The following is a 24640-nucleotide window of genomic DNA, read 5'->3' as shown; positions in this document are numbered from 1 at the left end:
CCTCCCGGTACGTCGTCCGGGGGCCACATTAACCACCGCAGCGCGTGGCGCACAGGCCACGGTGAGTCACCCTGGCCTGTCCCGTACCCCGGCCGGCCCCTCCGTCGCCGGCCGGGGCCGCCGTCAGGACGTGGGCTCCTCGGCCCCCACCAGCCACATCGCGAAGAACTGCGCGCCGCCGCCGTACGCGTGGCCGAGGGCCCTCCGGGCTCCCGGAACCTGGTGTTCCCCTGCCTGGCCGCGGACTTGGAGGGCCGCCTCCGCGAAGCGGATCATCCCGGAGGCGCCGATCGGGTTGGTGGACAGGACCCCGCCGGAAGGATTGACCGGAAGGTCCCCGTCGAGTTCCGTGACCCCCGCCTCGGTGAGCTTCCAGCCCTCGCCCTCCGCCGCGAACCCGAGGTTCTCCAGCCACATCGGCTCGTACCAGGAGAACGGCACGTACATCTCCACCGCGTCGATCTCCCGGCGCGGATCGGTGATCCCCGCCTGGCGGTAGACGTCGGCCGCGCAGTCCTTGCCGGCCTGCGGCGAGACGAAGTCCTTGCCCGCGAAGAGGGTGGGCTCGCTGCGCATCGCCCCGCCGTGCACCCAGGCGGGCTGTTTCGGCGCACGGGCCGCGCCCGCCCGGTCGGTGAGGATCATCGCGCAGGCGCCGTCCGAGGAGGGGCAGGTCTCGGAGTACCGGATCGGATCCCACAGCATCGGCGAGGCCTGGACCTTCTCCAGGGTGATGTCGTGCTCGTGGAGGTGCGCGTACGGGTTCTTCAGGGCGTTGCGCCGGTCCTTGTAGGCGACCAGCGAGCCCACCGTGTCGGGCGCGCCGGTGCGCCGCATGTACGCGCGCACGTGCGGGGCGAAGAACCCGCCCGCGCCCGCCAGCAGCGGCTGCTGGAAGGGGACGGGGAGGGAGAGCCCCCACATGGCGTTCGACTCGGACTGCTTCTCGAAGGCGAGGGTGAGGACGGTCCGGTGGACGCGCGCGGCGACGAGGTTGGAGGCGACCAGTGCGGTGGACCCGCCGACCGAACCGGCCGTGTGCACGCGCAGCATCGGCTTGCCGACCGCTCCGAGCGCGTCCGCCAGGTACAGCTCCGGCATCATCACCCCCTCGAAGAAGTCGGGGGCCTTGCCGATGACGACGGCGTCGATGTCCGCCCAGGTCAGCTCGGCGTCGGCGAGTGCGCGCGCCGCCGCCTCGCGGACCAGTCCGGCGATGGACACGTCGTGGCGGGCGGCCACGTGCTTGGTCTGGCCGATGCCGACGACGGCGACCGGCTCCTTGCCGGACCTGCCGGTTGTGCTCATGCTCGGTCCCCTTCCAGGACGGCGACCAGGTTCTGCTGGAGGCAGGGGCCGGAGGTGGCGTGGGCGACGGCCCGGTCGGACTCGCCGCGGTGGATGCGGGCGGCCGCCTCGCCGATGCGGATCAGGCCGGCGGCCATCATCGGGTTGGCGGCGAGCGCCCCGCCGGAGGGGTTGACGGCCACGCCGTCCCCGAGCCCGAGTGCCTTGCGGAGCACCACCTCCTGGGAGGAGAACGGCGCGTGCAGTTCCGCCGTGTCCACCGGCGCCTCGAAGACACCCGCGTGTTCGGCGGCGATCCGGGTGGACGGGGAATCGGTGAGGTCGCGCAGGCCGAGGCCGTGCGCCTCGATGCGGTGGTCGAGGCCGGTGATCCAGGCCGGGCGTGCGCACAGCTGCCGGGCCAGGTCGCCGGCCGCCAGGATCACGGCGGCCACGCCGTCTCCGACGGGAGGGCAGTCCCCGGTGCGCAGCGGCCGGACCTGGTAGTCGCCCTGGGGCACCGAACCGCTCAGCTGGGCGTGCGGGTTGGCCTCGGCGGCGGCCCGGCTGCGCGCTCCGATGGCGGCCAGGGCGGGCTCGTCGGTCTCGCCCGCGTCGATGAGGGCCTGGGCCTGGAGGGCGGCCAGGGCCACCGAGTCGGGCCAGAGGGGTGCCACGTAGTACGGGTCGAGCTGCCGGGTCAGGACGTCCCGTACCGAGCCGGGCGAGGACTTTCCGTACGAGTAGACGAGCGCGGTGTCGGCCTCGCCGGTCTGGATCTTGACCCAGGCTTCGTAGAGGGCCCAGGCACCGTCCATCTCCACGTGCGACTCGGAGATCGGCGGCCAGGCGCCGACCCCGTCGAGGGTCATGGTGAACGAGAAGGCACGGCCGGCCAGGTAGTCGCTGGAGCCGGAGCAGGTGAAGCCGATCTCCCCGGCCTTCAGGCCGGTCGCGGCCAGCACCTGGTGCAGGACCGGCATGACCATCTCGACTTCGCTGAGCTCGTCGGTGCGGCGCAGGTGGTCGCTCTGCGCGAAGGCGACCACCGCGACCTCACGGGCGTATCGGGCCATCAGATGAGCTCCTTGTACGCGTCGTAGTCCGCGTCCGGCTCGCCGGTGGGGCGGTAGTGGTCGGGGTGGCGGCCGCCCTCGGTCCACACGGGCTCGACCCGCAGGCCCATGCGCACCTGGTCGTACGGGATGCCGCCGATCCGGCCGTGGAGGGCGAGGCCGGCGCCGTCGAGGGCGATGTGGGCGTAGACGTACGGGACCTCGATGTCGAGGTTCTTGGCCTTGATGTTGACGATGCAGTACGTGGTGACCGTGCCCGCGGGGCCGACCTCCACCTGGTCGGTGGTGGCCACGCCGCAGGTGGGGCAGGCGCCGCGCGGAGGGACGTACACCTTGTGGCAGGAGGGGCACCGCTCGCCGACCGTCTTCTGCTCGGAGAGGGCGTTGATGTACGCGGTCTGGGCGCGGCCGGGGCTGTAGACGTAGTCGAGGCGGGCCTGCGCGACGATGCCGGTGACGGCGCCGGCGAAGTGCCCGTCGTGCGGGGCGGCCTCGCCGCCCGCCGGGCCCTCGTACGGTTCGAAGCAGGCGATGTCGGTGATGGCGCCGGTCCGCTCGGCGGCCCAGCGGACGCGCACCCGCATGCCGGTGTGCACGGCCTCGGGGCCGGGCGCGTCGAGGGCGTGCAGGAGGGCGGTGTCCGCGCCGTCGAGCTTGACCAGCACCCAGGCGAAGGGGGTGTCCAGGGGCTGGTGGGGGCGGGGCCGGCCGTTCCACGCCCAGGTGGTGACGGTGCCGGTGGCGGCGACCTCGACGAGCTCGCGGATCTCCTCGGCGGTGACGGGGTCGTACTCGACGGGCGGGACCATCACCTTCCCGTCGGCGGTCTTCACCCCGAGGACGACGCCTTCGCGCAGGCCGGTGAGGAAGGCGCTCTGGACGGGCCCGAGGGACCGGGTGAACGGAAACTCGACGACGAGGGGCGCGCGGAGCAGCTCCGGTGGGGAGGCAGCTGTCATGGTGGCTCTCCGATGTGTTGATTCCGAGTGTGGGTCTTCAGCCGGGCCGATCCCGCATCGCCGTCACGAACCCGGCCCCGCCGACGTTTGAGGCGCGGGGTGCGGGGCGGTGCCCCGGCTGCGGTGCCCGGCTACTCGCGCCGGTACAGCGCGGGCCGTTTCTCCGCGAAGGCCCGCGCCCCCTCCTTCGCGTCCGCCGTGTCGAAGATGGGCCACCCCCGCAGCAACTCCGAGGCCAGCCCCTCCGTCTCCGTCATCCCGGCCGTCTCGTAGACCGACGCCTTCACCGCCTCCACCGCCAGCGGCCCGCACGCGTTGATCCGCTCCGCGGTCTCCAGCGCCGCCTCCAGCGCCGTGCCGTCCGGCACCACACGCCCGACGAGCCCGATCCGCGCCGCCTCCTCCGCGGAGTACGGGCGCCCGGTCAGCAGCATCTCCAGGGCGTGCGTGCGCGGGATCTGACGCGGCAGCCGCACCGTGGAGCCGCCGATCGGGAACAGCCCCCGCTTGACCTCGAAGAGCCCGAAGGTGGCCCCTTCGCCCGCCACCCGGATGTCCGTGCCCTGCAGGATCTCCGTCCCGCCGGCCACGCAGTAGCCCTCCACCGCCGCGATCACCGGCTTGCGCGGCCGGTGGTGACGGAGCATCGCCTTCCAGTGCAGGTCGGGGTCGGCCTTGAGGCGGTCCCGGTACTGGTCGCCCGCCATCCCCTTCCCGGCCAGCGCCTTGAGGTCCATGCCGGCGCAGAAGTCCCCGCCGGCGCCGGTCAGGACCACGGAGCGGATCGTGTCGTCGGCGTCCGCCTCCAGCCAGCCGTCGTACAGCCCCACCAGCAGCGGCAGCGAGAGCGCGTTCTTCGCCTCGGGCCTGTTCATGGTGAGCACCAGCGTGGCGCCGTGCCGTTCCACGGTCAGGTGTTCTGTCCCACCCATTGCCGTCCTCCCGTCTCAAGACCTAGAACAGGTTGCAGTAGGGGCGGGTGCAGTTCAATAGTTTTCTGACACTCAGTCAGATTTCTTGGGCGGTGCCCTTCCCAGTTGCCGGCTCCGGCGCTCTAATGACCGCCGAGCAGACCAGCCACGGGGCCAGTCGTCGGGAACAATCGGGGTCAGGAGGAACGGTGGAGTACAACCTTGCCGACCTGTTCGAGTCGGTCGTGGACGTGGTCCCGGACCGTGAGGCCCTCGTCTACGTGGACCACCCCGGGACCGGCGCCGAGCGCCGCCTCACGTACGCGGAACTGGACGCGGCGGCGAACCGGATCGCGCACCACCTGCTGGACAGCGGCCTGAAGCCCGGCGAGCACCTGGGGCTGCACCTCTACAACGGGATCGAGTACCTGCAGACCGTGCTGGCCTGCCTGAAGGCCCGGCTGGTCCCGGTGAACGTCAACTACCGGTACGTGGAGGAGGAGCTGGTCTACCTCTACAACGACGCCGATCTCGCCGCGCTCGTCTTCGAGGGCGAGTTCACCGAGCGGGTCGCCGCCGCGCTGCCGCAGACGACGAAGCTCCGCCACCTGATCCGGGTCGGAGAGGTCCCCGTGGGAGCCCCGGAGCCCTCGGTCGCGCCGGTGGCGTACGCGGACGCCGAGGCGGCCGGCTCGCCCGGGCGGGGTTTCCCGTCGCGCAGCCCCGACGACCTGTTCATCATCTACACCGGCGGTACGACGGGCATGCCCAAGGGCGTCATGTGGCGGGCGGAGGACCTCTTCTTCGCCGGGCTCTTCGGCGGGGAGCCGTCGGGCGAGCCGGTGAAGCGGCCGGAGGAGCTGGCCGAACGGGTCGCGTCGAAGGGGGCCGGGCTCACCTTCTTCCCCGCTCCCCCGCTGATGCACGGCACGTCGACCCTGACCTCGTTCATCGCCTTCAACTACGGCCAGCGGGTGGTCATCCACCGCAAGTACGCGCCCGAAGAGGTGCTCCGTACGATCGAGAAGGAGAAGGTCTCCAGCGTGTCGCTGGTCGGGGACGCGATGCTCAGGCCGCTCATCGACGCCTTGAAGGGCCCGCTCCAGGGCACGGACCTGTCCTCGCTGTTCAGCGTGTCCTCGTCCGGGGCGATCATGTCGGAGACGGTGCGCGCCGAGTTCCAGCGGCTGGTGCCGAACGTGCTGCTCCTGAACAACTTCGGGTCGTCCGAGTCCGGCTCCAACGGCCGGGCTGCGGACGACTCCGGGCCGGAGAAGGGCTTCCGCCTGGTGGTCAACGACCGTACGCAGGTGGTGGACCCGGTGACGCACGAGCCGGTCGCGGTCGGCGTGCCGGGGCGGCTCGCGCAGCGCGGGCACGTACCGCTCGGCTACTACAACGACCCGGCCAAGACCGCCGAGACCTTCTTCCAGAAGGGCGCGGAGCGCTGGGTGCTGCTCGGCGACATGGCGACGGTCGACGAGCAGGGCATCGTCACGGTGCTCGGGCGGGGCTCGCAGTGCATCAACACGGGCGGCGAGAAGGTGTATCCGGAGGAGGTGGAACAGGCGCTGAAGTCCCACCCCGACGTGTACGACGCCCTGGTCGCCGGTGTCCCGGACCCGACGTGGGGCAGCCACGTGGCCGCGGTGGTCCAGGTCCGCGCCGGTTCCCCGGTGCCGACCCTGGACGAGATCCAGAGCCACTGCCGCACCCGCCTGGCGGGTTACAAGATCCCCCGCCAACTGGTCGTCGCACCCGCCATCCAGCGCTCCCCGAGCGGCAAGGCCGACTACCGCTGGGCGAAGGCGGTGGCGACGGAGGCGCACACGGCGAACTAGGGGTGCCGAGGCGGACCGGGTCCGGAGACCCCCGGCCCGCCTCACCCTCCCCCGCCGGCACGCAACCAGCCCCGCCGGCGTCTGAGACGGGGCGGCGCCGGTCAGGCACCCACGGACAGGAAGTGCTCCACCCGGGCCGCGAACCAGCCGCCGTCGTCCATCCACGGGAAGTGCCCGGCCCCGGACTGGACGTCGAGCGATCCCGCGGGGAACAACGCGGCGAGCCGGGCCGCCAGCGCCGGACGGGGGTTGCCGTCCAGTTCCCCGGCCAGCACCAGCACCTCGCCCGTGACCTGCCGCAGGCCTTCCCGGGTGGCGGGCGGGTCGAAGGCGCCGGGGCCCGCGTAGGCGTCGGCGGCCTTCTCGTTCTGCTGCCGTCCGTTCGCCGCCCAGTGCGCCCGGGCCCTCTCGTCCCAGCGCCCGTAGAAGAGCGGCGCGGCCAGGTCCCAGTCCGCCTCACCACGGCCGTCGCCCGCGAGGATGCGCTCGTAGGCCTCGATGGCCGTGTCGTACGGCTCGGTTCCGGCGCGCAGCCGTGCCCCCTCCAGCCGCTGCTCCGGGGTGACCGGGAGGTCCACAGCCCACGCGGTGGGGGTGACCAGGACGGTCCGGCGCAGCCGCTGCGGGTGCGCGGCCGCGTAGAGCTGGGCGAGGTTGCCGCCGGCCGAGTGCGCGAGGAGGTCCATGCGCTCCAGGCCGAGGTGGATCCGGAGCGCCTCGACGTCGGCGACCTGGTGGTCGACGCGGTACGTCGACTCGTCCGCCGGTATCGCGGAGTCGCCCGTACCGCGCAGGTCGAGCAGGATGAGACGGCGGCCGGCGGCCAGTCCGCCGAGGTCGCCCAGGTACTCGGAGGCCCGCATGGCGCCGCCCGGGAGGCAGATCAGCGGTTCGCCCTCGCCTTGCAGGTGATAGGCGAGTTCGGTTCCGTCGTAGGTGGTGAAGGTAGGCATGGGAGCCATCACAACAGACGATCACTCGTTCGAGTCATTGATTTAGCCTGCCCGGTCCTGGCAATCTACCGAATGATCGTTCGGTTCATTCAGGATGAGGTGACGACATGGCGGTGCAGGCGGATCTCCACGACGAAGGCGAGCGGCTGAGCCGCGACGAGCTGGCCGCCCTCCAGCTGACGCGGCTGCGCGCGACCCTGCACCGTGCGTACGAAGACGTGCCGTTCTACCGGCAGGCCTTCGACAAGGCGGGCGTCCATCCGGACGACTGCCGCTCGCTCGCCGATCTCGCCCTGTTCCCCTTCACCGCCAAGGCCGATCTGCGCGACCAATACCCCTTCGGTATGTTCGCCGTGCCCCGCTCCGAGGTGCGCCGCATCCACGCCTCCAGCGGCACCACCGGGCGCCCCACGGTCGTGGGGTACACCGACGGGGACCTCTCCACCTGGGCGGATGTCGTGGCCCGGTCCATACGTGCGGCGGGCGGCGGGCCCGGCCAGATCGTCCACATCGCCTATGGCTACGGGCTGTTCACCGGCGGCCTCGGCGCGCACTACGGTGCGGAGCGCCTCGGCTGTACGGTCGTGCCCGCCTCGGGCGGGATGACGGACCGTCAGGTACAGCTGATCGAGGACTTCCGGCCGGAGGTCATCATGGTGACCCCGTCCTACATGCTGACCCTGCTCGACGAGATGGAGCGCCAGGGCATCGATCCCCGTGCCACCTCGCTCCGCACCGGCATTTTCGGCGCGGAGCCGTGGACCGAGGAGATGCGCCGGGAGATCGAGGAGCGGCTCGGCATAGACGCGGTGGACATATACGGCCTGTCCGAGGTCATGGGCCCGGGTGTGGCGCAGGAGTTCGCCTCGCACAAGGACGGCCTGCACATCTGGGAGGACCACTTCTACCCGGAAGTGGTCGATCCACTGACGGGCGCGGTCCTGCCGGAGGGAGAGCAAGGCGAGCTGGTGTTCACCTCGCTCACCAAGGAGGCCATGCCCGTCATCCGTTATCGCACCCGGGATCTGACGCGGCTGCTGCCCGGCACGGCCCGGCCCGCGTTCCGCCGGATGGAGAAGATCACCGGCCGCAGCGACGACATGATCATCCTGCGTGGGGTGAACCTGTACCCGACCCAGATCGAGGAGATACTCCTGCGGACGGCCGGCCTGGCTCCGCACTTCCAGCTGCGGCTGACCCGGGAGGGACGCATGGACGCCCTGACGGTACGGGTGGAGGCGCGCCGGGAGACGGACGCGGCGGGGCGGGGGGCCGCGGCCGCCCAGGTGGTCCGGGCCGTCAAGGAGGGGATCGGGGTCTCCGTCCGGGTCGAGGTGGTCGACCCGGAGACCCTGGAGCGTTCGGTGGGGAAGATCAAGCGGCTGGTGGACCTCCGCAGTGCGGGGGAGGTCGCGGACACGCGTCCGGGCGGCTGAAACCACCCCTTCGGGCCCTATTCCGGGCGGCTCCCGGGAGCGGGATCGCTCTCGCGGGTAGTGCATGACCTGTGACCTCGATCTTCCGGCAGCTCTACGACCGGCTCCAGGGCTCCCACATCGGGCTGGCCTGGAGCCGGGGCCGGGAGATGGAGCTGATGCACCGGGCGATGGGCTTCGCGGCCCTCGGGTTCCTCACGCTGGTGCCGCTGCTGGTGGTCGTGGCGGCCGCCGCACCGGGCAGCGGTTCCGGGTTCGGCCGGTGGCTCGGCCAGGCCCTCGGGGTGGCGTCGTCCTCGCGGGCCCGGGTCGAGATGCTGTTCAGTGCCGCGGACCTGGCGCTGGAGCGGACCACCGCCTTCGGTCTGGCCGCGCTCGCCGTGTTCGGCCTGACCTTCGGTTCGGCCGTGCAGACCGGGTACGAGAAGGTCTGGGACCTGCCGACCGCCCGCTGGCACACCATGTGGCGGCACGTCGTCTGGCTCGCTCTGCTGGTCTGCTACCTCGCCCTGCTCGTCGAGATCCCCGCGCCCTCGAACGACGCCATCGGCACGATCCTCGGCACGGGGGGCGACCTCCTCGGCACCTGCCTGTTCTTCGTCGCCTCCCAGCGTCTGCTGCTCGGCGGCCGGGTCCGCTGGCGGGCCCTGGTGCCGGGAGCGGTGGCGACCAGCCTCGGCCTGCTGGGGCTGCGGCTCTTCTCGCAGTTGGTGTTCTCCCCGCTCATCGCGTCCAACGCGGTGACCTACGGCCCCTTCGGCACCCTGCTGGTCGTCCAGTCCTGGCTGGTCGGCGTCGGCTTCGTGGTCTACGGCGGCGCACTCGTCGGCCGCCTCGTCCACGAACACCTCACCCTCCGGCGCCTCCGCCACAGCGGACTCCTGCCCCCCGAGGCCTTCCCGCCCCACGCCCCGCACCCCCACTGGCCGCGCCCGCCCCACTGACCACGCCGGACGCACTGACCGCGCAGGCCGGGTCCCCGCTGACCCGCAGGGCCAGCCCTAGGAGGCGGAGGTGTCTCCGAAGCGGTCACGGAGTTCCCGCTTGAGGATCTTGCCGCTGGCGTTGCGCGGGAGGGCGTCCACGAAGAGCACCCGCTTCGGGGCCTTGAAGTGGGCCAGCCTCTCCCGTGCGTACGTCATCAGCTCCGCCTCGGTCACTTCCCCGCGCGGCACCACGACCGCCGTGACCGCCTCGATCCACCGCCCGTCCGGCAGCCCGACCACCGCCGCCTCCGCCACCCCCGGGTGGGCGTGGAACACGTCCTCCACCTGGCGGGAGGCGACCAGCACCCCGCCCGAGTTGATGACGTCCTTCACCCGGTCCACGACCGTGAAGTACCCCTGCGCATCGCGCACCGCGAGGTCGCCCGAGCGGAACCAGCCGTCCCGGAAGGCCTTCTCCGTGGCCACCGGGTCGTTCCAGTAGCCGAGGCACAGCTGCGGCGAGCGGTAGACCACCTCGCCCGCCGTTCCGTCCGGCACGTCCTTGCCGTCCTCGTCGACGACCTTCGCCTCGACGTGGCGTACCGGCCGCCCGCAGGAGTCCATCCGCCCCTCGTGCTCGTCCGGCCCGAGCACGGTGGCCAGCGGTCCGATCTCACTCTGGCCGAAGCAGTTGTAGAAGCCGAGCCCGGGCAGCCGCTCGCGCAGCCGTTCCAGGACCGGAACCGGCATGATCGAGGCCCCGTAATACGCCTTCCTCAGCGCGCCCAGCTCACGCGACGCGAACTCCGGGTGGTTGGCCAGGCCGATCCACACGGTGGGCGGGGCGAAGAGGCTGTCCGCCTCCCCCGCCTCCACCAGGTCGAAGACCTGCTCCGCGACCGGCGCGTCCAGGATGGTGTTGCGCGCCCCCACCGCGAGGTACGGCAGCAGGAAGACGTGCATCTGCGCCGAGTGGTACAGCGGGAGCGAGTGCACCGGCCGGTCCTCCTCGGCCAGGTCCAGCGCCTCGGGATGTTGACAGATCATCGGACCGCCTGCATGGGTGTGGGGGCACGGACGCACCGCCTGTCCCGCGGGCAACCACGCCCATCCGCAGGCTACTTGGGAGGCACCTTGCACTCGGCACCCGTCCGATACTCCGCCGCGTCGCCCTCACCGGCGCCCCGCTGCTCGCCGCGACGGCCGCGATGCCGCAGGCCTCGGCGGCGACCGGTAACCGGATACCGGCCGGCGGCGGTCTGTCCGCCGTCATCCGGTACACCGAGAACGGCATCCCCCACATCCCCGCCCGCGACTACGCCCAGCTCGGCTTCGGCACCGGCTGGGCTCAGGCGGCCGACCAGGTCTGTGTCCTCGCCGACGGGTTCGTTCCGGTGGTGCGCAGCAGCGCCTCAGTCGTCCTCCGGTTCCGCAGACCTCTCCTGCACTCACACGCGAGACCCGCACGGCGGCGCTCGGCGTTGGCGTGAGGCCAGCGCTACTCCCGCCGCCCCTACCCTGGCCACCCGGAGCACCGACCCGGCGTACCCAAGCCTCGGGGCGGTACTGCGGGCAGTTGGCTCAGCGCCACCGCTGGGTGGCGGAGCCGTTGCAGTCCCACTGGTTGGCGCGGGCGCCGTTGGCGGTGGAGTCCCCCCGGATCTCCAGGCACTTACCCGAGTTCCCGTTCATGAGAGTGCCCGAGGGGGTCCAGTTCCACTGCTGGGTGGCGGAGCCGTTGCAGTCCCACTGGTTGGCGGCAGCGCCGTTGGCGGTGGAGTCGCCCCGGATCTCCAGGCACTTACCCGAGTTCGCATTGCGGAGAGTGCCCCAGCCGTTCAGGTTGGAGCTGTACCACTTCTGGGTGGAACCTCCGTAGCAATCCCACTGGTTGGCGTCGGCGCCGTTGGCGGTGGAGTACGACCAGATCTCCAGGCACTTGCCCGAGTTCGCGTTCACCCACGTGAACGGCCCCGAATCCATCGCCGAGGCGCTGGCCGACGGTGCGGTCACACCGCCTACGAGCAGGACGATTCCGGCGGCCAGCACCATGGCTCCCTTGCGGACGTGAAAGTTCACGAATCTCCCTCAGTTGGTGGCGTACCGGAACCGCGCAGCCGGGCGGGCCGGTGGCCTATCGGGTGTCAGTACCTGACAAGTCTGTTCGCCGATCGGTGCGTCCGTCATTGGCATCCAGCGCAGAAAGACTTGTTCCTATGCGCACGGGCCAGGAGCAACCGGGGCCGATGTCAGCCGGCGTCCGGCGACACGCTCCTCCCGACGTGCGCGGCAGCGCCGTCCGGCGGTACTCGCCGGGCGGGATGCCGTAGGCGGCGCGGAACGAACGGCTGAACCGGTCCGGACCCGACAGGCCCCACCGCGCGCCGATGGCGTGTACGGGGACAGCCAACAGACTGGGGTCGGCGAGGTCCGCGTAGCAGCGCTCCAGGCGGCGCCGGCGAATCGCCGCCGACACTGTCTCGCCCCGGCTGCGAAAGAGCTGGTGCAGAAGCCGGACGGAGATGTGGTGGTGGGCCGCGATGGCAGCGGGGCAGAGCTGGGGGTCGGCCAAGTGGTCCTGGATGAAGAGGTCGATGCGGACGAGCAGCATTTGGTGCCGCGACTCCGGAGGGAGCCGGTCCTGTGCGCCGGTCCTGGCAGCGAGCATTCCCACGGCCAGGTCCAGGGTCACCATACCCAGCCGCTCGGCGTCCAGGGCATCCAATCCGGGCGCCTCCCGGGCCACCGAGGTCAGATGGTCGGCCAGGATCCGGCCCATCCCGGTTCCCCCCGGCACGGCACAGGCCAGCAGTCGGTTCATCCTGTCCTCGGGCACGGGGACCAGGGCCCGAGGCAGATGCAGGATGATCGCCCGTGGCCCACCGGTCCCCGGCTCGCTCACCGCCCGACCGCCATAGGGCCTTGAAGACGTCCAGAAGGCAAAGTCACCAGCGGACAGCCGGGCTTCGTTCCGAAGCTGCGACACCTCCATGGCCCCGCTCAGCACCAGAGTGAGCTCGTAGGTCTCCGGGTCCCCGCGGCGGACGAGCTCCGCAGTACGTTTCGACCGCAGCCCAGGGAAGGTTATCGTCGACAGCTGGAGCCGTCCCATGCCGAGGGAGCCGAAGCTCCCGGCAAAGTCCGAGGCCTCATCACTGGTGATCCGGGTCGGCGCCACACCCCGACCGACCACCTCGCACCACCAGGCGAAGCGCTGCTCCCGGGGCAGCTCCGCCGTGTCGAACTCCGTGAACGCCATCGGACCCCCCTCTGGAAGCGCACGGTTGCCTGCCCACCCTCGCCAGCTGGCTCCTGCGACACAACTCGCGACCGGCGAAATGGCCGGGCTGTCGCCGGAGATGGCTGAACTACCTGCCGCCATCCCTCTCCGTCCAGAGCCGCTGCCTCCTGGGGACATGTCCTGCCCGAGAGCGGTACTGCCGGATCGCGGTACGCACTCCGGACGTGACGCCTGCTCCCCACATCCGTTGAACAGGCCTCCAGCACACCGTTGCTCGGCTCCTCGCTCGCTCCTGCCGCGCCCAGACCGGCGGACCCCGCTTTGACCATCACGACCCAGGCTGTACGGCTCGGCACCCGCCCCAGCCCGATGGCGATGGCGATGGCGATGGCGATGGCGATGGCGATGGAACAGACCCACCGAGTCGCCCACGCGTTCCGTGCCCGACAATGGGGATTCGCCCTCGACATCCGCAAGATCACCTCCGAGGGAGACGCCCACCGCGGGCCCCTGTCTCGCGGTTCTTGCGGCCGGCTTTGGCGGCCCAGGGCTTTGTGGCCGCCGTGAAGTCGCGGTCCAGCAGATGCGGGGCCCGTGCGTCGCCCGGGTTGGGGATCGTGGTTCTCGGTCTTCGCCCGCGGACCACGCCGTTGAGACCGAGTGAGCGCATGGCGCGGTCGACGGCGCCGAAGCCGCCCTCGGGCAGGAGGGTGCGGCGGATGAGAGCCAGCATTTTGCGCCGGCCATAAGCCCTTTGGGAGCCAGCACACGCTCACCGGCCGTGTTGGTGGTCAACTCCAACGACAGCGCCTGGCCGGCCCATGCGGAGCGGCCGCTAACCGGCTACGAGCGGGTCTGGGGCAACCTCGCCACCCCGCGTTCCCTGCGCACGCGCGGCGCGCTCGAGGACGTCTCGGCGATGGCCGCGAAGGGCCGGCTGACCGTGTCCGACCTGCAGAAGCAGCAGTTCGCCAACCGGGTCCCGGCCGGTGACCTGGCGGCCGCGGACGCGGCGAAGGCCTGCGCCGCGCTGCCCGGCGGCACGGCCGCGGGCAGCGACGGGAGCGCGGTGGACGTCTCGGCTGCCTGCCCGGTCCTGGCGGGCTGGGACCGTACGACCGACAGCGCCAGCCGCGGCGCGCTCCTCTTCGACCGGTTCCGGCGCAGGCTGACGGCTTCGACCGCGGCCAGGACCTGTGGCTGGTGCCGTTCTCGGCGGCCGATCCCGTCCGCACCCCCCCCGTACGCTCAACCAGGCGGCGCCCGGCCTCGGGCGGGCGCTCGCGGACGCGGTGGCCGAGCTGAGGGCCGCCGGGATCGCACCGGACGCCCCGCTGGGCGAGCACCAGTTCGTGGTGCGGGGCGGGCAGAAGCTGCCGGTGGGCGGCGGTACGGAGGCCCTCGGCGTCTGGAACAAGATCGAGGCGCCGTGGAACGCGGCGGCCGGCGGCTACCCGGAGGTCACGCACGGCTCCAGCCGCATCCAGGCGGTCGGCTGGGACCGCGGCCACTGCCCGGTGGCGCGCACCCTGCTGACGTACGGCCAGTCCTCGAACCCCGGCTCGCCGTACTCCGCGGACCAGACCCGGCTGTTCTCCCAGGAGCGCTGGGTCACGGCGCGGTTCTGCGAGCGGGACATCCTCTCCTCGCCGCAGCTGAAGGTGGTCTGGGCGCGCGAGCGGCGGTGACCGTGGCCTCCTCCTGGCCGCCGGCCCTCAGGGGCTGACGGCCAGGAAGAGGTACGCGGCCAGCAGCACGATGTGCACACCGCCCTGGAGCAGGGTGGCGCGGCCGGGGGCGATGGTGAGGGCGCTGACCACGACGGTCAGGGCGAGCAGCACCATGTGGACCGGACCGAGGCCCAGCAAGAGCGGGCCGGAGAGCCAGATCGAGGCCAGGGCGATGGCCGGGATGGTCAGGCCGATGCTGGCGATGGCGGAACCGTAGGCCAGGTTGAGGCTGGTCTGGACGCGGCCGCGGCGGGCGGCGCGGACGGCGGCCAGGGTCTCGGGCAGCAGGACGAGCAGGGCGATGATCACGCCGACGACGGCGTTGGGCAGGCCGGCGTCGGCGACGCCCTTCTCGATGGTCGGGGAGACGGCCTTGGCGTCGCCGACCACCGCGACGAGCGCGACCAGCAGCAGGCCGAGGCTGATCAGTGCGGCGCGGGCGGTGGGCGGGGCGGCGTGGTCCTCGTTCCCGCCTTGGCCGCTCTGGCCGCCGGGCTCGCCGGCCGACCGCCCGGTCTCCACGGGCAGGAAGTAGTCGCGGTGGCGGACGGTCTGGACGGCGACGAACAGGCCGTACAGGGCCAGCGAGGCGACGGCGGCGAAGGTCAGCTGCGCGGTCGAGAACTCCGGGCCGGGCGTGCTCGTGGTGAACGTCGGCAGCACCAGGGTGAGGACGGCGAGGGTCGCGACGGTGGCGAGGGCCGCGCCGGAGCCCTCGGGATTGAAGACCGCGACCCGGTTGCGCAGGGCCCTGACGAAGAGGGACAGGCCGACGATGCCGTTGCAGGTGATCATGACGGCGGCGAAGACCGTGTCCCGGGCGAGCGAGGAGGTCTTGGCCCCGCCGTCGGCCATCAGAGTGACGATGAGGGCCACTTCGATGACGGTGACCGCGACGGCGAGCACGAGGGAGCCGAAGGGTTCCCCGACCCTGTGGGCGACGACCTCGGCGTGGTGGACGGCCGCCAGCACCGCGCCCGCGAGGCAGAGCGCGACCAGCACCACCCCGAGCGCGGGCAGGTCGCGTCCCCAGCTGAGGACGAGCGCGACGAGCGCCACCAGGGGGACCACGAGGGTCCAGTCGGTCAGGGCGGATCTGCGGGTAGCCGTACTCATATATGCAAACTTGCCAGAAATGCCCCTCAAGTGCGGTGTCGTCCGTGTCACGCGTGGCGCAAGTGTCGGACGTGGCGGGGCGTCAGGCGTGACGGGCGTCTGGTGCGGTGTCCCCAGACGCACCCCTCGCCCTGGACCGGGGAGGACCTGAACCGGCTGACCGCGTCGCGGTCCGGGCGGGCTGGTGCAGCCGCCGGAACGCCCGGACACCACCCGCGTGGTCCTGTGGGACGGCCGCGACCTGGACGGTTCGGTCGCCTACGACCTCCCCCTGGTCGAGGACTCCTCCGACTGCGACGTCCCGTGGAGCGTCATCGCCGCGGTGCTGCGGCAGCTGGCCGCCACCGGACCGGACCCGGCCGCCGCCACGTCCGTGGACGGCCTGGGCATCCCCGTCGTCGACGCCCGCCCCGCGACCCGGCGGTTCCTGGAGGAGCCCGCGTACGACCTCACCGACGCGCTCCGCGGCACCGTCTCCGTGATCGGGCACTACGGCAGCGATCCGGACCCCGAGCCCGGGCTGCTGCTCGCCGGTTTCCTGCTGGTCGGCCCCGCCGCGGTAGGGCTGTACGTCGACCGGACGGCCGGCGCCGCCCCGGCGGCCGGGCCGGCCGCGCGGATCGGCGACTGCGCGGCGATCTACGACTTCACCCACTGGTGACGCGGGATCAGCGGGACGGGCGGGACGGGCGGGACCGGCGGATCAGCCCGATCAGCCCAATCGGCCGGAACCCGCGCGATCACATGGCCCGGTCGTGGCCCTCCCAGTACGGGTCGCGCAGCCGCCGCTTGTAGAGCTTGCCGTTCGGATCGCGCGGCATCGTCTCGATGAAGTCGACGGTCTTGGGGCGCTTGTAGCCGGCGAGCTGGCGTTCGCAGTGGTGCAGGATCTCCGCGGCGAGCGTGTCGCCCGCGACGAAGCCCTCGGCCGGTTCGATGACCGCCTTGACCTCCTCGCCCCAGTCGGCGTGCGGGATGCCGAAGGCGGCGGCGTCCGCGACGGCCGGGTGGGTGAGCAGGGCCGACTCGATCTCGGCCGGGTAGATGTTCACCCCGCCGGAGATGATCATGTCGATCTTGCGGTCGCGGAGGAAGAGGTACCCCTCCTCGTCCATCAGGCCGAGGTCGCCGACGGTGAAGAAGTCGCCGATGCGGTTCTTCTTCGTCTTGCCCTCGTCCTTGTGGTAGCTGAAGCCGCCGGTGTTCATCTTGATGTAGACGGTGCCCAGTTCCCCGGCGGGCAGCCGGTTTCCGTCGTCGTCGAAGACGGCAAGCTCGCTGATCGGCCAGGCCTTGCCCACGGTTCCCGGCTTCTTGAGCCAGTCCTCGGCGGTCGCGAAGGCGCCGCCGCCCTCGCTCGCCGCGTAGTACTCCTCCACGCAGCCGCCCCACCAGTCGATCATCGCCCGTTTGACGTGGTCGGGGCAGGGCGCGGCGCCGTGGATGGCGTGCCGCATCGAGGAGACGTCGTACGCGTCCTTCGTCTCTTGCGGGAGCGCGAGCAGCCGGTGGAACTGCGTGGGGACCATGTGGGTGTGCGTGCAGGCGTGCCGGTCGATCAGGCGCAGCATGTCCTGCGGGGTCCACTTGTCCATCAGGACCAGCGGGTGCCCGATGTGCAGGGCGGCGCCCGCGAACTGGAGGACGGCCGTGTGGTAGAGCGGCGAACAGACCAGGTGGACGTTGCCGTCGAAGGGGCGGATGCCGAAGATGCCGAGGAAGCCCCCGAGGTACGTCTCCTCCGGCAGCTTGCCGGGCAGCGGGCGGCGGATCCCGCGCGGGCGGCCGGTGGTGCCGGAGGTGTAGTTCATGACCCAGCCGAGGGTGCGCTCCTCGGGGACCGTCCCGGGCTGCCCGGCGAGGAGGTCCCCGTACGGGCGGAAGCCCGCGACCGGTCCGACGGCGTAGCGGTGGCCCGCGGGGAGGGCGGCCTCGTCGGCCGCGGCGGTGGCGGCGTCGGCGAAGCGTTCGTGGGCTATGAGCACCTTGGCCCCGGAGTCGGAGACGATCCAGGCGATCTCGGGGCCGACGAGGTGGTGGTTGACGGGGACGAGGTAGAAGCCGGCCTGGGAGGCGGCGAGGTAGGCGGTGAGGAACTCGACGCCGTTGGGGAGGACGACGGCGAAGACGTCACCCTTCCGCAGGCCGGCCGCGCGCAGGCCGTGGACGAGGCGGTTGACGTCGGCGTGCAGCCGGCCGGCGGTCCACTCCTCGCCTTCGGGGGTGACGAGGACGGTGCGCTCGGGGTCGGCGGCCGCCTGGGCCCAGAAGCCGTTGGGGGGCTGGTCACTCATGCTGATCACACCTCTCAGGCCCGGCCGGCGATGCGGTTGATGCGGTCGATGGCGCGCTCGAAGCCGCTGGTGAGGTCGTCGAAGACGGCCTGGACACTGCGTTCGCTGTTCATCCGGCCGACGATCTGGCCGACGGGGGTGCCGAGCAGCGGCTGGACCTCGTACTTCTGGATCCGGGAGACGGCCTCGGCGACGAGCAGGCCCTGGAGGGGCATGGGGAGCGCGCCCGGACCCTCCGGGTCGTCCCAGGCGTCGGTCCACTCGGTGCGCAGCTGACGGGCGGGCTTGCCGGTGAGGGCGCGGGAGCGGACGGTGTCGCCGGAGCCCGCGGCGAGCAGCTTCTCGGTGAGGGCGCGCGAGTGGAGGTCGGCCTCGGTGGTGGTGAGCCAGAGCGAACCGAGCCAGGCGCCCTGGGCGCCGAGGGCGAGTCCGGCGGCGATCTGCTCGCCGCTGCCGATGCCGCCGGCGGCGAGGACCGGGAGCGGGGCGACGGCTTCGGCGATCTCGGGGACCAGGACCATGGTGGCGATGTCGCCGGTGTGGCCGCCGGCCTCGTAGCCCTGGGCGACGACGATGTCGATGCCGGCTTCCGCGTGGCGGCGGGCGTGCTTGGCGCTGCCGGCGAGGGCGGCGACGAGGACGCCGTGGCCGTGGGCGCGGGCGATGACGTCGGCGGGCGGGGAACCGAGGGCGTTCGCCAGGAGTTTGATGGGGTAGTCGAAGGCGACGTCGAGCTGGTTGCGGGCGACCTGCTCCATCCAGCCGGTGATCCGCCAGCCGGAGGCCTCGCCTTCGGCCAGCTCGGGCACGTGGTGCTTGGCGAGGGTGTCGCGGACGAAGGCGCGGTGCCCGGCCGGGATCATCGCCTCGATGTCGGCTTCACTGATGCCGTCGACGGCCTTCTTGGCGGGCATGACGACGTCGAGGCCGTAGGGCTTGTCGTCGGTGTGCGCCTGCATCCAGTCGAGGTCGCGTTTGAGGTCGTCGGGAGCGGTGTAGCGGACCGCACCGAGTACGCCGAAGCCACCCGCGCGGGTGATGGCCGCGGCGACCGCCGGGAAGGGCGTGAAGCCGAAGATGGCGTGCTCGACTCCCAGTTTCTTGCTCAGCTCCGTCTCCATGGGCGGCAGGATGCCGCAGCCCGGCATGCGAGGGAAGAGATTTTCTGATGCAGTGTCAGATTCTTTACGGGCCGGTCCGTGCGGAGGGTGCCCGACGGGCGGGCAGATACCCACTAGCGTGCGGATCGCCTGCGGCGCGCACAGCAGATCCGGGAGGCCCGGAGACCGTTCGCCTGCGGCACACTCGGCGGCTGCCGGATCCCGGCGGCCCGGTGGCACGGGGCGGGCACCGGGAGCGGCGGCCCGGCCGATGCGGGCGGGGGACGACGCGCAGTCGGCAGCGGACAGCGGGTGCGGGATGCGGATGAGGAGGGCCGGACATGGCAGCGGACACGGGGGCCGAAGCGGTGGCGGAGGCCGACAAGGAGCGGACGGGCGGCACGGAGCAGGGCGGCACGGGCGGCACCGGCCGCGGGCAACCGCACGAGCACGGGCCTGCGCACGGGCAGGGGCGCGACGGCGGGGACGCTGCGGAGGTTCCGCGCCGACAGGGCTGCGGCCGGGAGCGCGAGGGCGGGGGCGAGTCCGGGCGGGGGCTGACGCGGCGACGGCTCGGGGCGCGGCTGCTCGCGCTCGGCGGGGTGCTCGTCCTGCACGCCGCGCTACCCGGCGCCGCCGCGGGAGCCTCGGGCAACCCGGCTGAGCGACGCGCGCTCCAGGGCCTGCGGCTGCGGTACGGCTCCGCACGCCAGGCCGGCCTGCTGGAGAAACACCTCGAAGGGGTCGCGGACGAGGCCCGGCGCTTCCTCGGCCCCTCCCCCGAACACCCCTACTACGCCGGTGCGGTGGTCCTCGCGGGCCGGGGCCGCACCATCGCCCTGCACCGGGCCATGGGCGAGGCCGTGCGCTACGCGGACTACGACGGGCGGACCGACCGGGTCCGGGAGTTCCCGGCGGCCGAACGGATCGCGATGGCCGAGGACACCGTCTTCGATCTGGCCTCGCTGACCAAGCTGTTCACCTCCGTCCTGGCCGTGCAGCAGATGGAACGGGGGCACTTGGAGCTGGAGGCTCCGGTGCGCCGGTACCTGCCGGAGTTCACCGGGGGCGGCAAAGAGGTGATCACGGTCCGTCAACTGCTCACGCACACCTCAGGGCTGCGCTCCTGGGCACCGTTCTACAAGGAGTCCACGCGGGAGGGTCGCCTGAGGCTGCTGTGGTCGGTGAGGCCGCAGGAGACTCCCGGTACGGTCTACCGGTACTCCGACCTGAACCTGATCACCCTCCAGCTGCTCTTGGAACAGATCACCGGTCGCACTCTGGATGTCCTGCTCCGCGACGAGATCACTGCTCCGCTCGGGATGCACCGCACTCGTTACAACCCACCGCTCTCCTGGCGCCGGGTCACCGCCGCCACCGAGGTGCAGCGCCCGCCCTGGTCAGGCCTGGACCGCGGGCTGGTGTGGGGCGAGGTCCACGACGAGAACGCGTACGCGCTCGGCGGCGTCGCGGGCCACGCCGGCGTCTTCGGCACCGCCTGGGACCTGGCCGTCCTCGCCCGCACCCTCCTCGACGGCGGCGTCTACGCGGGCAGGCGGATCCTGCGCCCGTCCTCCGTCGAGCTGCTCTTCACGGACTACAACACCGCCTTCCCCGGCGACGACCACGGCCTCGGCTTCGAGCTCTACCAGCACTGGTACATGGGCGCCATGGCCACCCCGCACTCCGCCGGCCACACCGGCTTCACCGGCACCTCCCTGGTCCTCGACCCCTCCACCGACTCCTTCCTGATCCTGCTCGGCAACTCCGTCCACCCCGTACGCACCTGGCGGGCCGGCAGCGCGCCCCGCGTCGCCGCCGGCAACCGCTTCGCCCGTGCCGTCCCGGTCCGCCCCCGGCACGGCGGCGCGGCCTGGTTCTCCGGGATCGAGCCGGGCGCCTCCGGCACGCTCACCCTGCCGCCGCTCACCCCGGCCACGGCGGCCGCCCGGCTGCGCTGCGCCCTGTGGTGGGACACCGTGCCCGGCGAGGGCGCCCTGCACCTGGAGGCCTCCTCCGACGGGGAGCGCTGGGAACCGCTGCCCTTCAGCACCCTCCGGTCCACCGGCGGCGCGCCCGAGGAATGGCGCCGCGGCTCGGTGAGCGGCTGGTCCGGCCGCATCTGGCACCGCCTCGAAGCCCCCCTCACCGCCGCCGGGCCGGGCCGGGAGGTACGCCTGCGCTTCCGCCACACCGCGACCGGCCGCTATGTCGGCCGCGGGATCTACGTGGACGCCATCCGCGTGTCGGAACCGGCCCGCCTCCTCTTCTCGGAAGACCGCCCCGCCGACGCCGCCCGCCTCGAAGCCGCCGGCTGGACCCGCTCCTCGGACTAGACGATCAAGTCCAAGGGATCCCCGCGGACACGAGGGGGGAGTCCGTGGTCGGTGTGTGAAGAGCCGATCCCGACTCCCCCGCCGCCGCTGCGCACGTGAAGTTGCCGCTCAGGGAGCGACGGGCTTGTAGAGGAAGCCGGTCAGCGGTGCGAGGACCTTCCAGTCGAGCGTTTCGTAGAGCGGAGGCCAAGGCGCTGGTTAGCCTCCTCGGTGACGATCTGGTCGAAGACGCAGGGGGTACCTGTCAGACCGATGTGACCGCCCGCGGCGAGCTCCCCGTCGGCGGCCGGGATGTGCACGCTCATGACGTCGTCGGCGGTCTCGGCGGTGGCCGTGTAACCGTCAGGCGCGCGCACGACGGACGGCCGCAGGCCGACGGCCGCAGGAAGCCGGGATCGGTCGGCTCCCACTCGGGGGTCCACCGGACTCAGCGGCTCACAGCGGTTTCCCGGTCCATGCGGGTCAGCTTCTCGGGGTTGCGCACGGTGTAGATGCCGGTGATGACCCCGTCGTCGATCCGCATGGCCACGACCAGGTCGATCTCCCCGTCGATCCGTACGATCAGAGCCGGATGGCCGTTGATCAGCGCCGGCTCCAGCGTCGACACGGGTCCCCACGCCGCCACGCCGGCGGCCAGCAGCCGGGCGACCTTCTCGGCTCCCACCGTGGGCCGCGGCATGGCCTGCTTGATGCCTCCGCCGTCGCTCAGCGCGACGACGTCCGGGGCGAGGAGTTCGACCAGGCTCTGCAGGTCTCCCGTCTCGACCGCCCGCTGGAAGGCCCCGAGCGCGGCCCGGGTCTCGGCCGTGGAGACGACACCGCGCTGACGGCGCGCGGCCACGTGCGCCCGCGCCCGGTGGGCGATCTGGCGGACCGCGGCCGGGCTCTTGCCGACGGCCTCCGCGATCTCCTCGTACCCGAGGTCGAAGACGTCGCGCAGTACGAACACCACCCGCTCGGTCGGTGCGAGCGTCTCGAGGACCAGCATCATCGCCATCGAGATGCTGTCGGCCAGTTCGACGTCCTCGGCCACGTCCGGCGCGGTGAGCAGCGGCTCGGGCAGCCAGGGTCCGACGTACGACTCCTTGCGCCGGCCGAGCGTGCGCAGCCGGCCGAGAGCCTGCCGGGTGGTGATCCGGACCAGGTAGGCACGCTGCTCGCGCACCGTGTCGAGATCGACGGCCGCCCAGCGCAACCAGGTCTCCTGGAGGACGTCCTCCGCGTCCACCGCCGACCCGAGCATCTCGTAGGCGACGGTGAACAGCAGGTTGCGGTGGGTGACGAACGCCTCGGTGGCGGGATCGGGACGGCGATCGTCCTCACTCATGCCGTGTCTCCTGTTCCTTCGGTTTGTGCTTCTTCTGCTTCTTCTGCTTCTTGATGCTCTTTCTGTCTCTCGGCTCTCGACCGTGTCACCCACAAGACACCGGATCCCGCCGTCCTGTGACACCGCGCCGTCCGTGACGCGCGACACGCCGCAGGGGTGTCACAGGACCCGGCCCGCCGGCATCTCATGTCCGACCAGTCACCGAGGCAGGAGGCCGACATGAAGGTGGTAGTGGTGGGCGCCGGTTACGCGGGCATGCTCGCGGCGAACCGGATCGCCAGGAAGGTGAAGAGCGCCGAGATCACGGTGATCAACCCGCGCCCCGACTTCGTGGAGCGCGTACGGCTGCACCAGCAGATCGCGGGAACCGCCGCCGTCGCGACGCCCCTCGCGTCGATGCTGCGCGACGGGATCGCTTCGCGGGTCGGCACGGTCGACAAGATCGCAGACGGCGGCGTCGTCCTCGACGACGGCGCGAGCGTCGATTTCGACTACGCGTTCCTCGCCGTGGGCAGCACGGCGCGGCCGATGCCGGGCACCGTCCCGGTGGGCACGTGGGAGGGCGCCGAGCGGGCCCGCGTGGCACTCGCCGCCCTCCCTTCGGGGAGCACGGTCACGGTGATCGGGGGCGGCGCGACGGGCGTGGAGACGGCGGCGGAGGTGGCCGAGGCGAGGCCGGACCTCCAGGTGCGGATCGTCGGGCCGTCGGTCGGCCGGGACTTCTCCCACCGGGCGTTCCAGCGGGTCCGGTCCGGACTGGAACGGCTGAAGGTCGCCGTCGTGGACGACGGCGTCACGGGGGTCGACGACGGCGTGGTGCGCCTTCGGTGGGGAGGGGCTTTCGCCTCGGACCTGACCCTGTGGGCGATCGTGTCGGGCGTCCCCGACCTCGCGGCACGCAGCGGTCTCCAGGTCGATGCGGAGGGCCGTGCGCTCGTGGACGCGTACCTGCGCAGCGTCGACGACGAACGGATCTTCGCCGTGGGCGACTGCGCGGCCGTACCCGGAGCCCGTTTCGCCTGCGCCCTCGCCACGCCGCAGGCGGCTCACGCGGCCAACACGCTGGCGCGCCTGAGCGAGGGCCGCACGCCCGAGCCGTACTCCCTGCGTTACGTCGCGCGGGCCGTCACCCTCGGACGCAAGGACGCGGTCGGCCAGTTCACCCGCCCCGACGACTCCCTCCGGCAGGCCTACATCACCGGACGCACCGCCGCCGTGGTCAAGGAGATGGCCTCCCGCGGCGGGAAGTACGGCGCCCGCACGGGCACCGGCGCCTAGGGAGTCGTCACTTGCCCTGCTGCCGGGCCACCATCTCGGTGATCCAGGCCGGCGCGAACGGAGAGGTGCAGCCCGGGGAGGTCGGGTAGTCCTTGAGTACTTCCAGGCGCTCACCGATGGCGATGGCGCGGGCGCGGTACTCGGGGTGCTCGATCCCGATCTGGGCCAGGCAGTGGTTCATCGCCCACTGCAGGCGCTCCGGGGCGTCCTTCATCTGCGTCTCGATGACGTCGAGCAGTCCGGCGAGGTCGAGTCCCTCGGGCTTCTTCGCCACGCGTTCGGTGGTCAGCGCCCAGCCGGCGCCGGCGACCACCGGATCCGGATCGGCGGACCAGGCCACACGCAGCTCTTCGTGGTGCGGGTTCTTCTTCACCACGTAGTTCACGAGCCAGTCGTGCACCTTGGGTGTGCGGGCCCCGCGCAGCATCGCGTCCAGCTCGTCCCGCCCGAACGCCTTCGGGCGGCAGATCAGGATCGCCAGCAGTCTCGCCGCGGTGTCGTCCGTCTCCCAGAGCCGGCCCGCGAGTTCCTGCTGTGTCTTCAGCCGCTTCGCGAGCGCGCGCAGCTTGCCGAGGTTCACACCGTGGTCGTCACCGTGTTTCTCGTTCACGGCGCGCGCCTTCGGGTCCTCGAGCGCGGCCAGCTCGGCCATCACCTCGGCCACCGCCGTCCCGGTCTCCACCGTCCCGGCCATCTCAGCCTCCCGTCCGTCCCGTGCGGGATGCAGCCTACGACGGAAGACGGCCCCGGTCGTACACGCGCCGGCGCCGTGGCCGAGCGGACGACGCGGGGCGCGCGGTGGGCCGGGGCGAGCGGTCATCCGTACGCA

The 24640-nt window shown here is 72.1% G+C and carries 19 protein-coding genes and 3 pseudogenes; 8 read left to right on the top strand and 14 right to left on the bottom strand.

Features of this window, described 5'->3' with window-relative positions:
• Positions 1-123: 123 nt before the first annotated feature.
• From RIU97_RS36775 to RIU97_RS36760, 4 genes are all read right to left on the bottom strand, one after another.
• Positions 124-1308 carry a thiolase domain-containing protein gene (locus RIU97_RS36775; protein WP_404961808.1) on the bottom strand — a complete coding sequence of 395 codons (1185 nt, stop codon included), beginning with the start codon at positions 1306-1308 and terminating at the stop codon, positions 124-126.
• Positions 1305-2363 carry a thiolase domain-containing protein gene (locus RIU97_RS36770; protein ID WP_404961807.1) on the bottom strand — a complete coding sequence of 353 codons (1059 nt, stop codon included), beginning with the start codon at positions 2361-2363 and terminating at the stop codon, positions 1305-1307. Before RIU97_RS36770 ends, RIU97_RS36775 begins: the two co-directional genes overlap by 4 nt.
• Positions 2363-3322 carry a Zn-ribbon domain-containing OB-fold protein gene (locus RIU97_RS36765; RefSeq protein ID WP_404961806.1) on the bottom strand — a complete coding sequence of 320 codons (960 nt, stop codon included), beginning with the start codon at positions 3320-3322 and terminating at the stop codon, positions 2363-2365. The genes RIU97_RS36770 and RIU97_RS36765 overlap by 1 nt, the downstream gene beginning before the upstream one ends.
• A gap of 131 nt (positions 3323-3453) precedes the next feature.
• Entirely contained in the window at positions 3454-4254 is an 801-nt protein-coding gene (locus tag RIU97_RS36760; RefSeq protein ID WP_404961805.1) for a crotonase/enoyl-CoA hydratase family protein, read from the bottom strand.
• A 188-nt stretch (positions 4255-4442) separates the two neighbouring features.
• On the opposite strand from RIU97_RS36760, the gene RIU97_RS36755 reads away from it, so the two are divergent.
• Positions 4443-6074 (top strand): acyl-CoA synthetase, encoded by a 1632-nt coding sequence (locus RIU97_RS36755; protein WP_404961804.1) that lies wholly within the window; start codon positions 4443-4445, stop codon positions 6072-6074.
• A gap of 101 nt (positions 6075-6175) precedes the next feature.
• On the opposite strand, the gene RIU97_RS36750 is transcribed toward RIU97_RS36755, so the two are convergent.
• A complete protein-coding gene (locus RIU97_RS36750) occupies positions 6176-7027 on the bottom strand; it encodes an alpha/beta fold hydrolase (protein ID WP_404961803.1) in 852 nt (283 codons plus the stop codon).
• A 107-nt stretch (positions 7028-7134) separates the two neighbouring features.
• On the opposite strand from RIU97_RS36750, the gene paaK reads away from it, so the two are divergent.
• The gene (gene paaK / locus RIU97_RS36745; RefSeq protein ID WP_404961802.1) at positions 7135-8463 is read left to right on the top strand and encodes a phenylacetate--CoA ligase PaaK; all 1329 of its coding nucleotides are present in this window, start codon (positions 7135-7137) and stop codon (positions 8461-8463) included.
• A 71-nt stretch (positions 8464-8534) separates the two neighbouring features.
• Positions 8535-9407, top strand: coding sequence for a YhjD/YihY/BrkB family envelope integrity protein (locus RIU97_RS36740; RefSeq protein ID WP_404961801.1), 873 nt, complete (start codon positions 8535-8537; stop codon positions 9405-9407).
• Between the two features lie 57 nt (positions 9408-9464).
• On the opposite strand, the pseudogene RIU97_RS36735 reads toward RIU97_RS36740, so the two are convergent.
• Positions 9465-10415 (bottom strand): annotated as a pseudogene (locus tag RIU97_RS36735) (AMP-binding protein); the annotation flags it as partial.
• Positions 10416-10543: 128 nt separating this feature from the next.
• Here RIU97_RS36735 and RIU97_RS36730 point away from each other — a divergent pair.
• Positions 10544-10786 (top strand): annotated as a pseudogene (locus tag RIU97_RS36730) (penicillin acylase family protein); the annotation flags it as partial.
• Between the two features lie 184 nt (positions 10787-10970).
• Here the strand turns inward: RIU97_RS36730 and RIU97_RS36725 are convergent.
• Together RIU97_RS36725 and RIU97_RS36720 are read right to left on the bottom strand one after the other, a co-directional pair.
• Positions 10971-11468 carry an RICIN domain-containing protein gene (locus tag RIU97_RS36725; protein ID WP_404961800.1) on the bottom strand — a complete coding sequence of 166 codons (498 nt, stop codon included), beginning with the start codon at positions 11466-11468 and terminating at the stop codon, positions 10971-10973.
• A 55-nt stretch (positions 11469-11523) separates the two neighbouring features.
• On the bottom strand, positions 11524-12648 hold the full coding sequence (locus RIU97_RS36720) for a helix-turn-helix domain-containing protein (RefSeq protein ID WP_404961799.1): 1125 nt from the start codon (positions 12646-12648) through the stop codon (positions 11524-11526).
• Positions 12649-13306: 658 nt separating this feature from the next.
• On the opposite strand from RIU97_RS36720, the pseudogene RIU97_RS36715 reads away from it, so the two are divergent.
• A pseudogene (locus RIU97_RS36715) lies at positions 13307-14318 on the top strand (penicillin acylase family protein); the annotation flags it as partial.
• Between the two features lie 27 nt (positions 14319-14345).
• Here the strand turns inward: RIU97_RS36715 and RIU97_RS36710 are convergent.
• Entirely contained in the window at positions 14346-15476 is a 1131-nt protein-coding gene (locus tag RIU97_RS36710) for a calcium:proton antiporter (protein ID WP_404961798.1), read from the bottom strand.
• Positions 15477-15660: 184 nt separating this feature from the next.
• Between RIU97_RS36710 and RIU97_RS36705 the strand changes: the two genes are divergently transcribed.
• Entirely contained in the window at positions 15661-16137 is a 477-nt protein-coding gene (locus tag RIU97_RS36705) for a hypothetical protein (RefSeq protein WP_404961797.1), read from the top strand.
• A gap of 79 nt (positions 16138-16216) precedes the next feature.
• On the opposite strand, the gene RIU97_RS36700 is transcribed toward RIU97_RS36705, so the two are convergent.
• Together RIU97_RS36700 and RIU97_RS36695 are read right to left on the bottom strand one after the other, a co-directional pair.
• Positions 16217-17770, bottom strand: a complete 1554-nt coding sequence (locus RIU97_RS36700) for an acyl-CoA synthetase (protein WP_404961796.1) — start codon at positions 17768-17770, stop codon at positions 16217-16219.
• A 14-nt stretch (positions 17771-17784) separates the two neighbouring features.
• Positions 17785-18891 (bottom strand): NAD(P)H-dependent flavin oxidoreductase, encoded by a 1107-nt coding sequence (locus RIU97_RS36695; RefSeq protein ID WP_404961795.1) that lies wholly within the window; start codon positions 18889-18891, stop codon positions 17785-17787.
• 320 nt (positions 18892-19211) lie between these two features.
• On the opposite strand from RIU97_RS36695, the gene RIU97_RS36690 reads away from it, so the two are divergent.
• Positions 19212-21206, top strand: coding sequence for a serine hydrolase (locus tag RIU97_RS36690; protein WP_404961794.1), 1995 nt, complete (start codon positions 19212-19214; stop codon positions 21204-21206).
• A gap of 140 nt (positions 21207-21346) precedes the next feature.
• On the opposite strand, the gene RIU97_RS36685 is transcribed toward RIU97_RS36690, so the two are convergent.
• Together RIU97_RS36685 and RIU97_RS36680 are read right to left on the bottom strand one after the other, a co-directional pair.
• Entirely contained in the window at positions 21347-21616 is a 270-nt protein-coding gene (locus tag RIU97_RS36685; protein WP_404961793.1) for a hypothetical protein, read from the bottom strand.
• 17 nt (positions 21617-21633) lie between these two features.
• On the bottom strand, positions 21634-22533 hold the full coding sequence (locus RIU97_RS36680; protein ID WP_404961792.1) for an RNA polymerase sigma-70 factor: 900 nt from the start codon (positions 22531-22533) through the stop codon (positions 21634-21636).
• A gap of 219 nt (positions 22534-22752) precedes the next feature.
• Here RIU97_RS36680 and RIU97_RS36675 point away from each other — a divergent pair, with 219 nt between their 5' ends.
• On the top strand, positions 22753-23811 hold the full coding sequence (locus tag RIU97_RS36675) for an NAD(P)/FAD-dependent oxidoreductase (protein ID WP_404961791.1): 1059 nt from the start codon (positions 22753-22755) through the stop codon (positions 23809-23811).
• A 7-nt stretch (positions 23812-23818) separates the two neighbouring features.
• On the opposite strand, the gene RIU97_RS36670 is transcribed toward RIU97_RS36675, so the two are convergent.
• Positions 23819-24505 carry a DNA alkylation repair protein gene (locus RIU97_RS36670; protein WP_404961790.1) on the bottom strand — a complete coding sequence of 229 codons (687 nt, stop codon included), beginning with the start codon at positions 24503-24505 and terminating at the stop codon, positions 23819-23821.
• Between the last annotated feature and the right edge of the window lie 135 nt (positions 24506-24640).

Source organism: Streptomyces sp. 147326, from assembly GCF_045000215.1.
GTDB lineage: Bacteria > Actinomycetota > Actinomycetes > Streptomycetales > Streptomycetaceae > Streptomyces.
The sequence above is the reverse complement of the archived record's forward strand: the minus strand, read 5'-3'. Positions and strand labels throughout refer to the sequence as shown.

Excerpts from the sequence above, each read along its gene's own strand:
- RIU97_RS36770 (WP_404961807.1), bottom strand. The coding sequence starts at position 2,363 with ATGGCCCGATACGCCCGTGAGGTCGCGGTGGTCGCCTTCGCGCAGAGC.
- RIU97_RS36750 (WP_404961803.1), bottom strand. The coding sequence starts at position 7,027 with ATGCCTACCTTCACCACCTACGACGGAACCGAACTCGCCTATCACCTG.
- RIU97_RS36720 (WP_404961799.1), bottom strand. The coding sequence starts at position 12,648 with ATGGCGTTCACGGAGTTCGACACGGCGGAGCTGCCCCGGGAGCAGCGC.
- RIU97_RS36775 (WP_404961808.1), bottom strand. The coding sequence starts at position 1,308 with ATGAGCACAACCGGCAGGTCCGGCAAGGAGCCGGTCGCCGTCGTCGGC.
- RIU97_RS36680 (WP_404961792.1), bottom strand. The coding sequence starts at position 22,533 with ATGAGTGAGGACGATCGCCGTCCCGATCCCGCCACCGAGGCGTTCGTC.
- RIU97_RS36765 (WP_404961806.1), bottom strand. The coding sequence starts at position 3,322 with ATGACAGCTGCCTCCCCACCGGAGCTGCTCCGCGCGCCCCTCGTCGTC.
- RIU97_RS36675 (WP_404961791.1), top strand. The coding sequence starts at position 22,753 with ATGAAGGTGGTAGTGGTGGGCGCCGGTTACGCGGGCATGCTCGCGGCG.
- RIU97_RS36695 (WP_404961795.1), bottom strand. The coding sequence starts at position 18,891 with ATGGAGACGGAGCTGAGCAAGAAACTGGGAGTCGAGCACGCCATCTTC.
- RIU97_RS36690 (WP_404961794.1), top strand. The coding sequence starts at position 19,212 with ATGGCAGCGGACACGGGGGCCGAAGCGGTGGCGGAGGCCGACAAGGAG.
- RIU97_RS36760 (WP_404961805.1), bottom strand. The coding sequence starts at position 4,254 with ATGGGTGGGACAGAACACCTGACCGTGGAACGGCACGGCGCCACGCTG.
- RIU97_RS36710 (WP_404961798.1), bottom strand. The coding sequence starts at position 15,476 with ATGAGTACGGCTACCCGCAGATCCGCCCTGACCGACTGGACCCTCGTG.
- paaK (WP_404961802.1), top strand. The coding sequence starts at position 7,135 with ATGGCGGTGCAGGCGGATCTCCACGACGAAGGCGAGCGGCTGAGCCGC.
- RIU97_RS36670 (WP_404961790.1), bottom strand. The coding sequence starts at position 24,505 with ATGGCCGGGACGGTGGAGACCGGGACGGCGGTGGCCGAGGTGATGGCC.
- RIU97_RS36700 (WP_404961796.1), bottom strand. The coding sequence starts at position 17,770 with ATGAGTGACCAGCCCCCCAACGGCTTCTGGGCCCAGGCGGCCGCCGAC.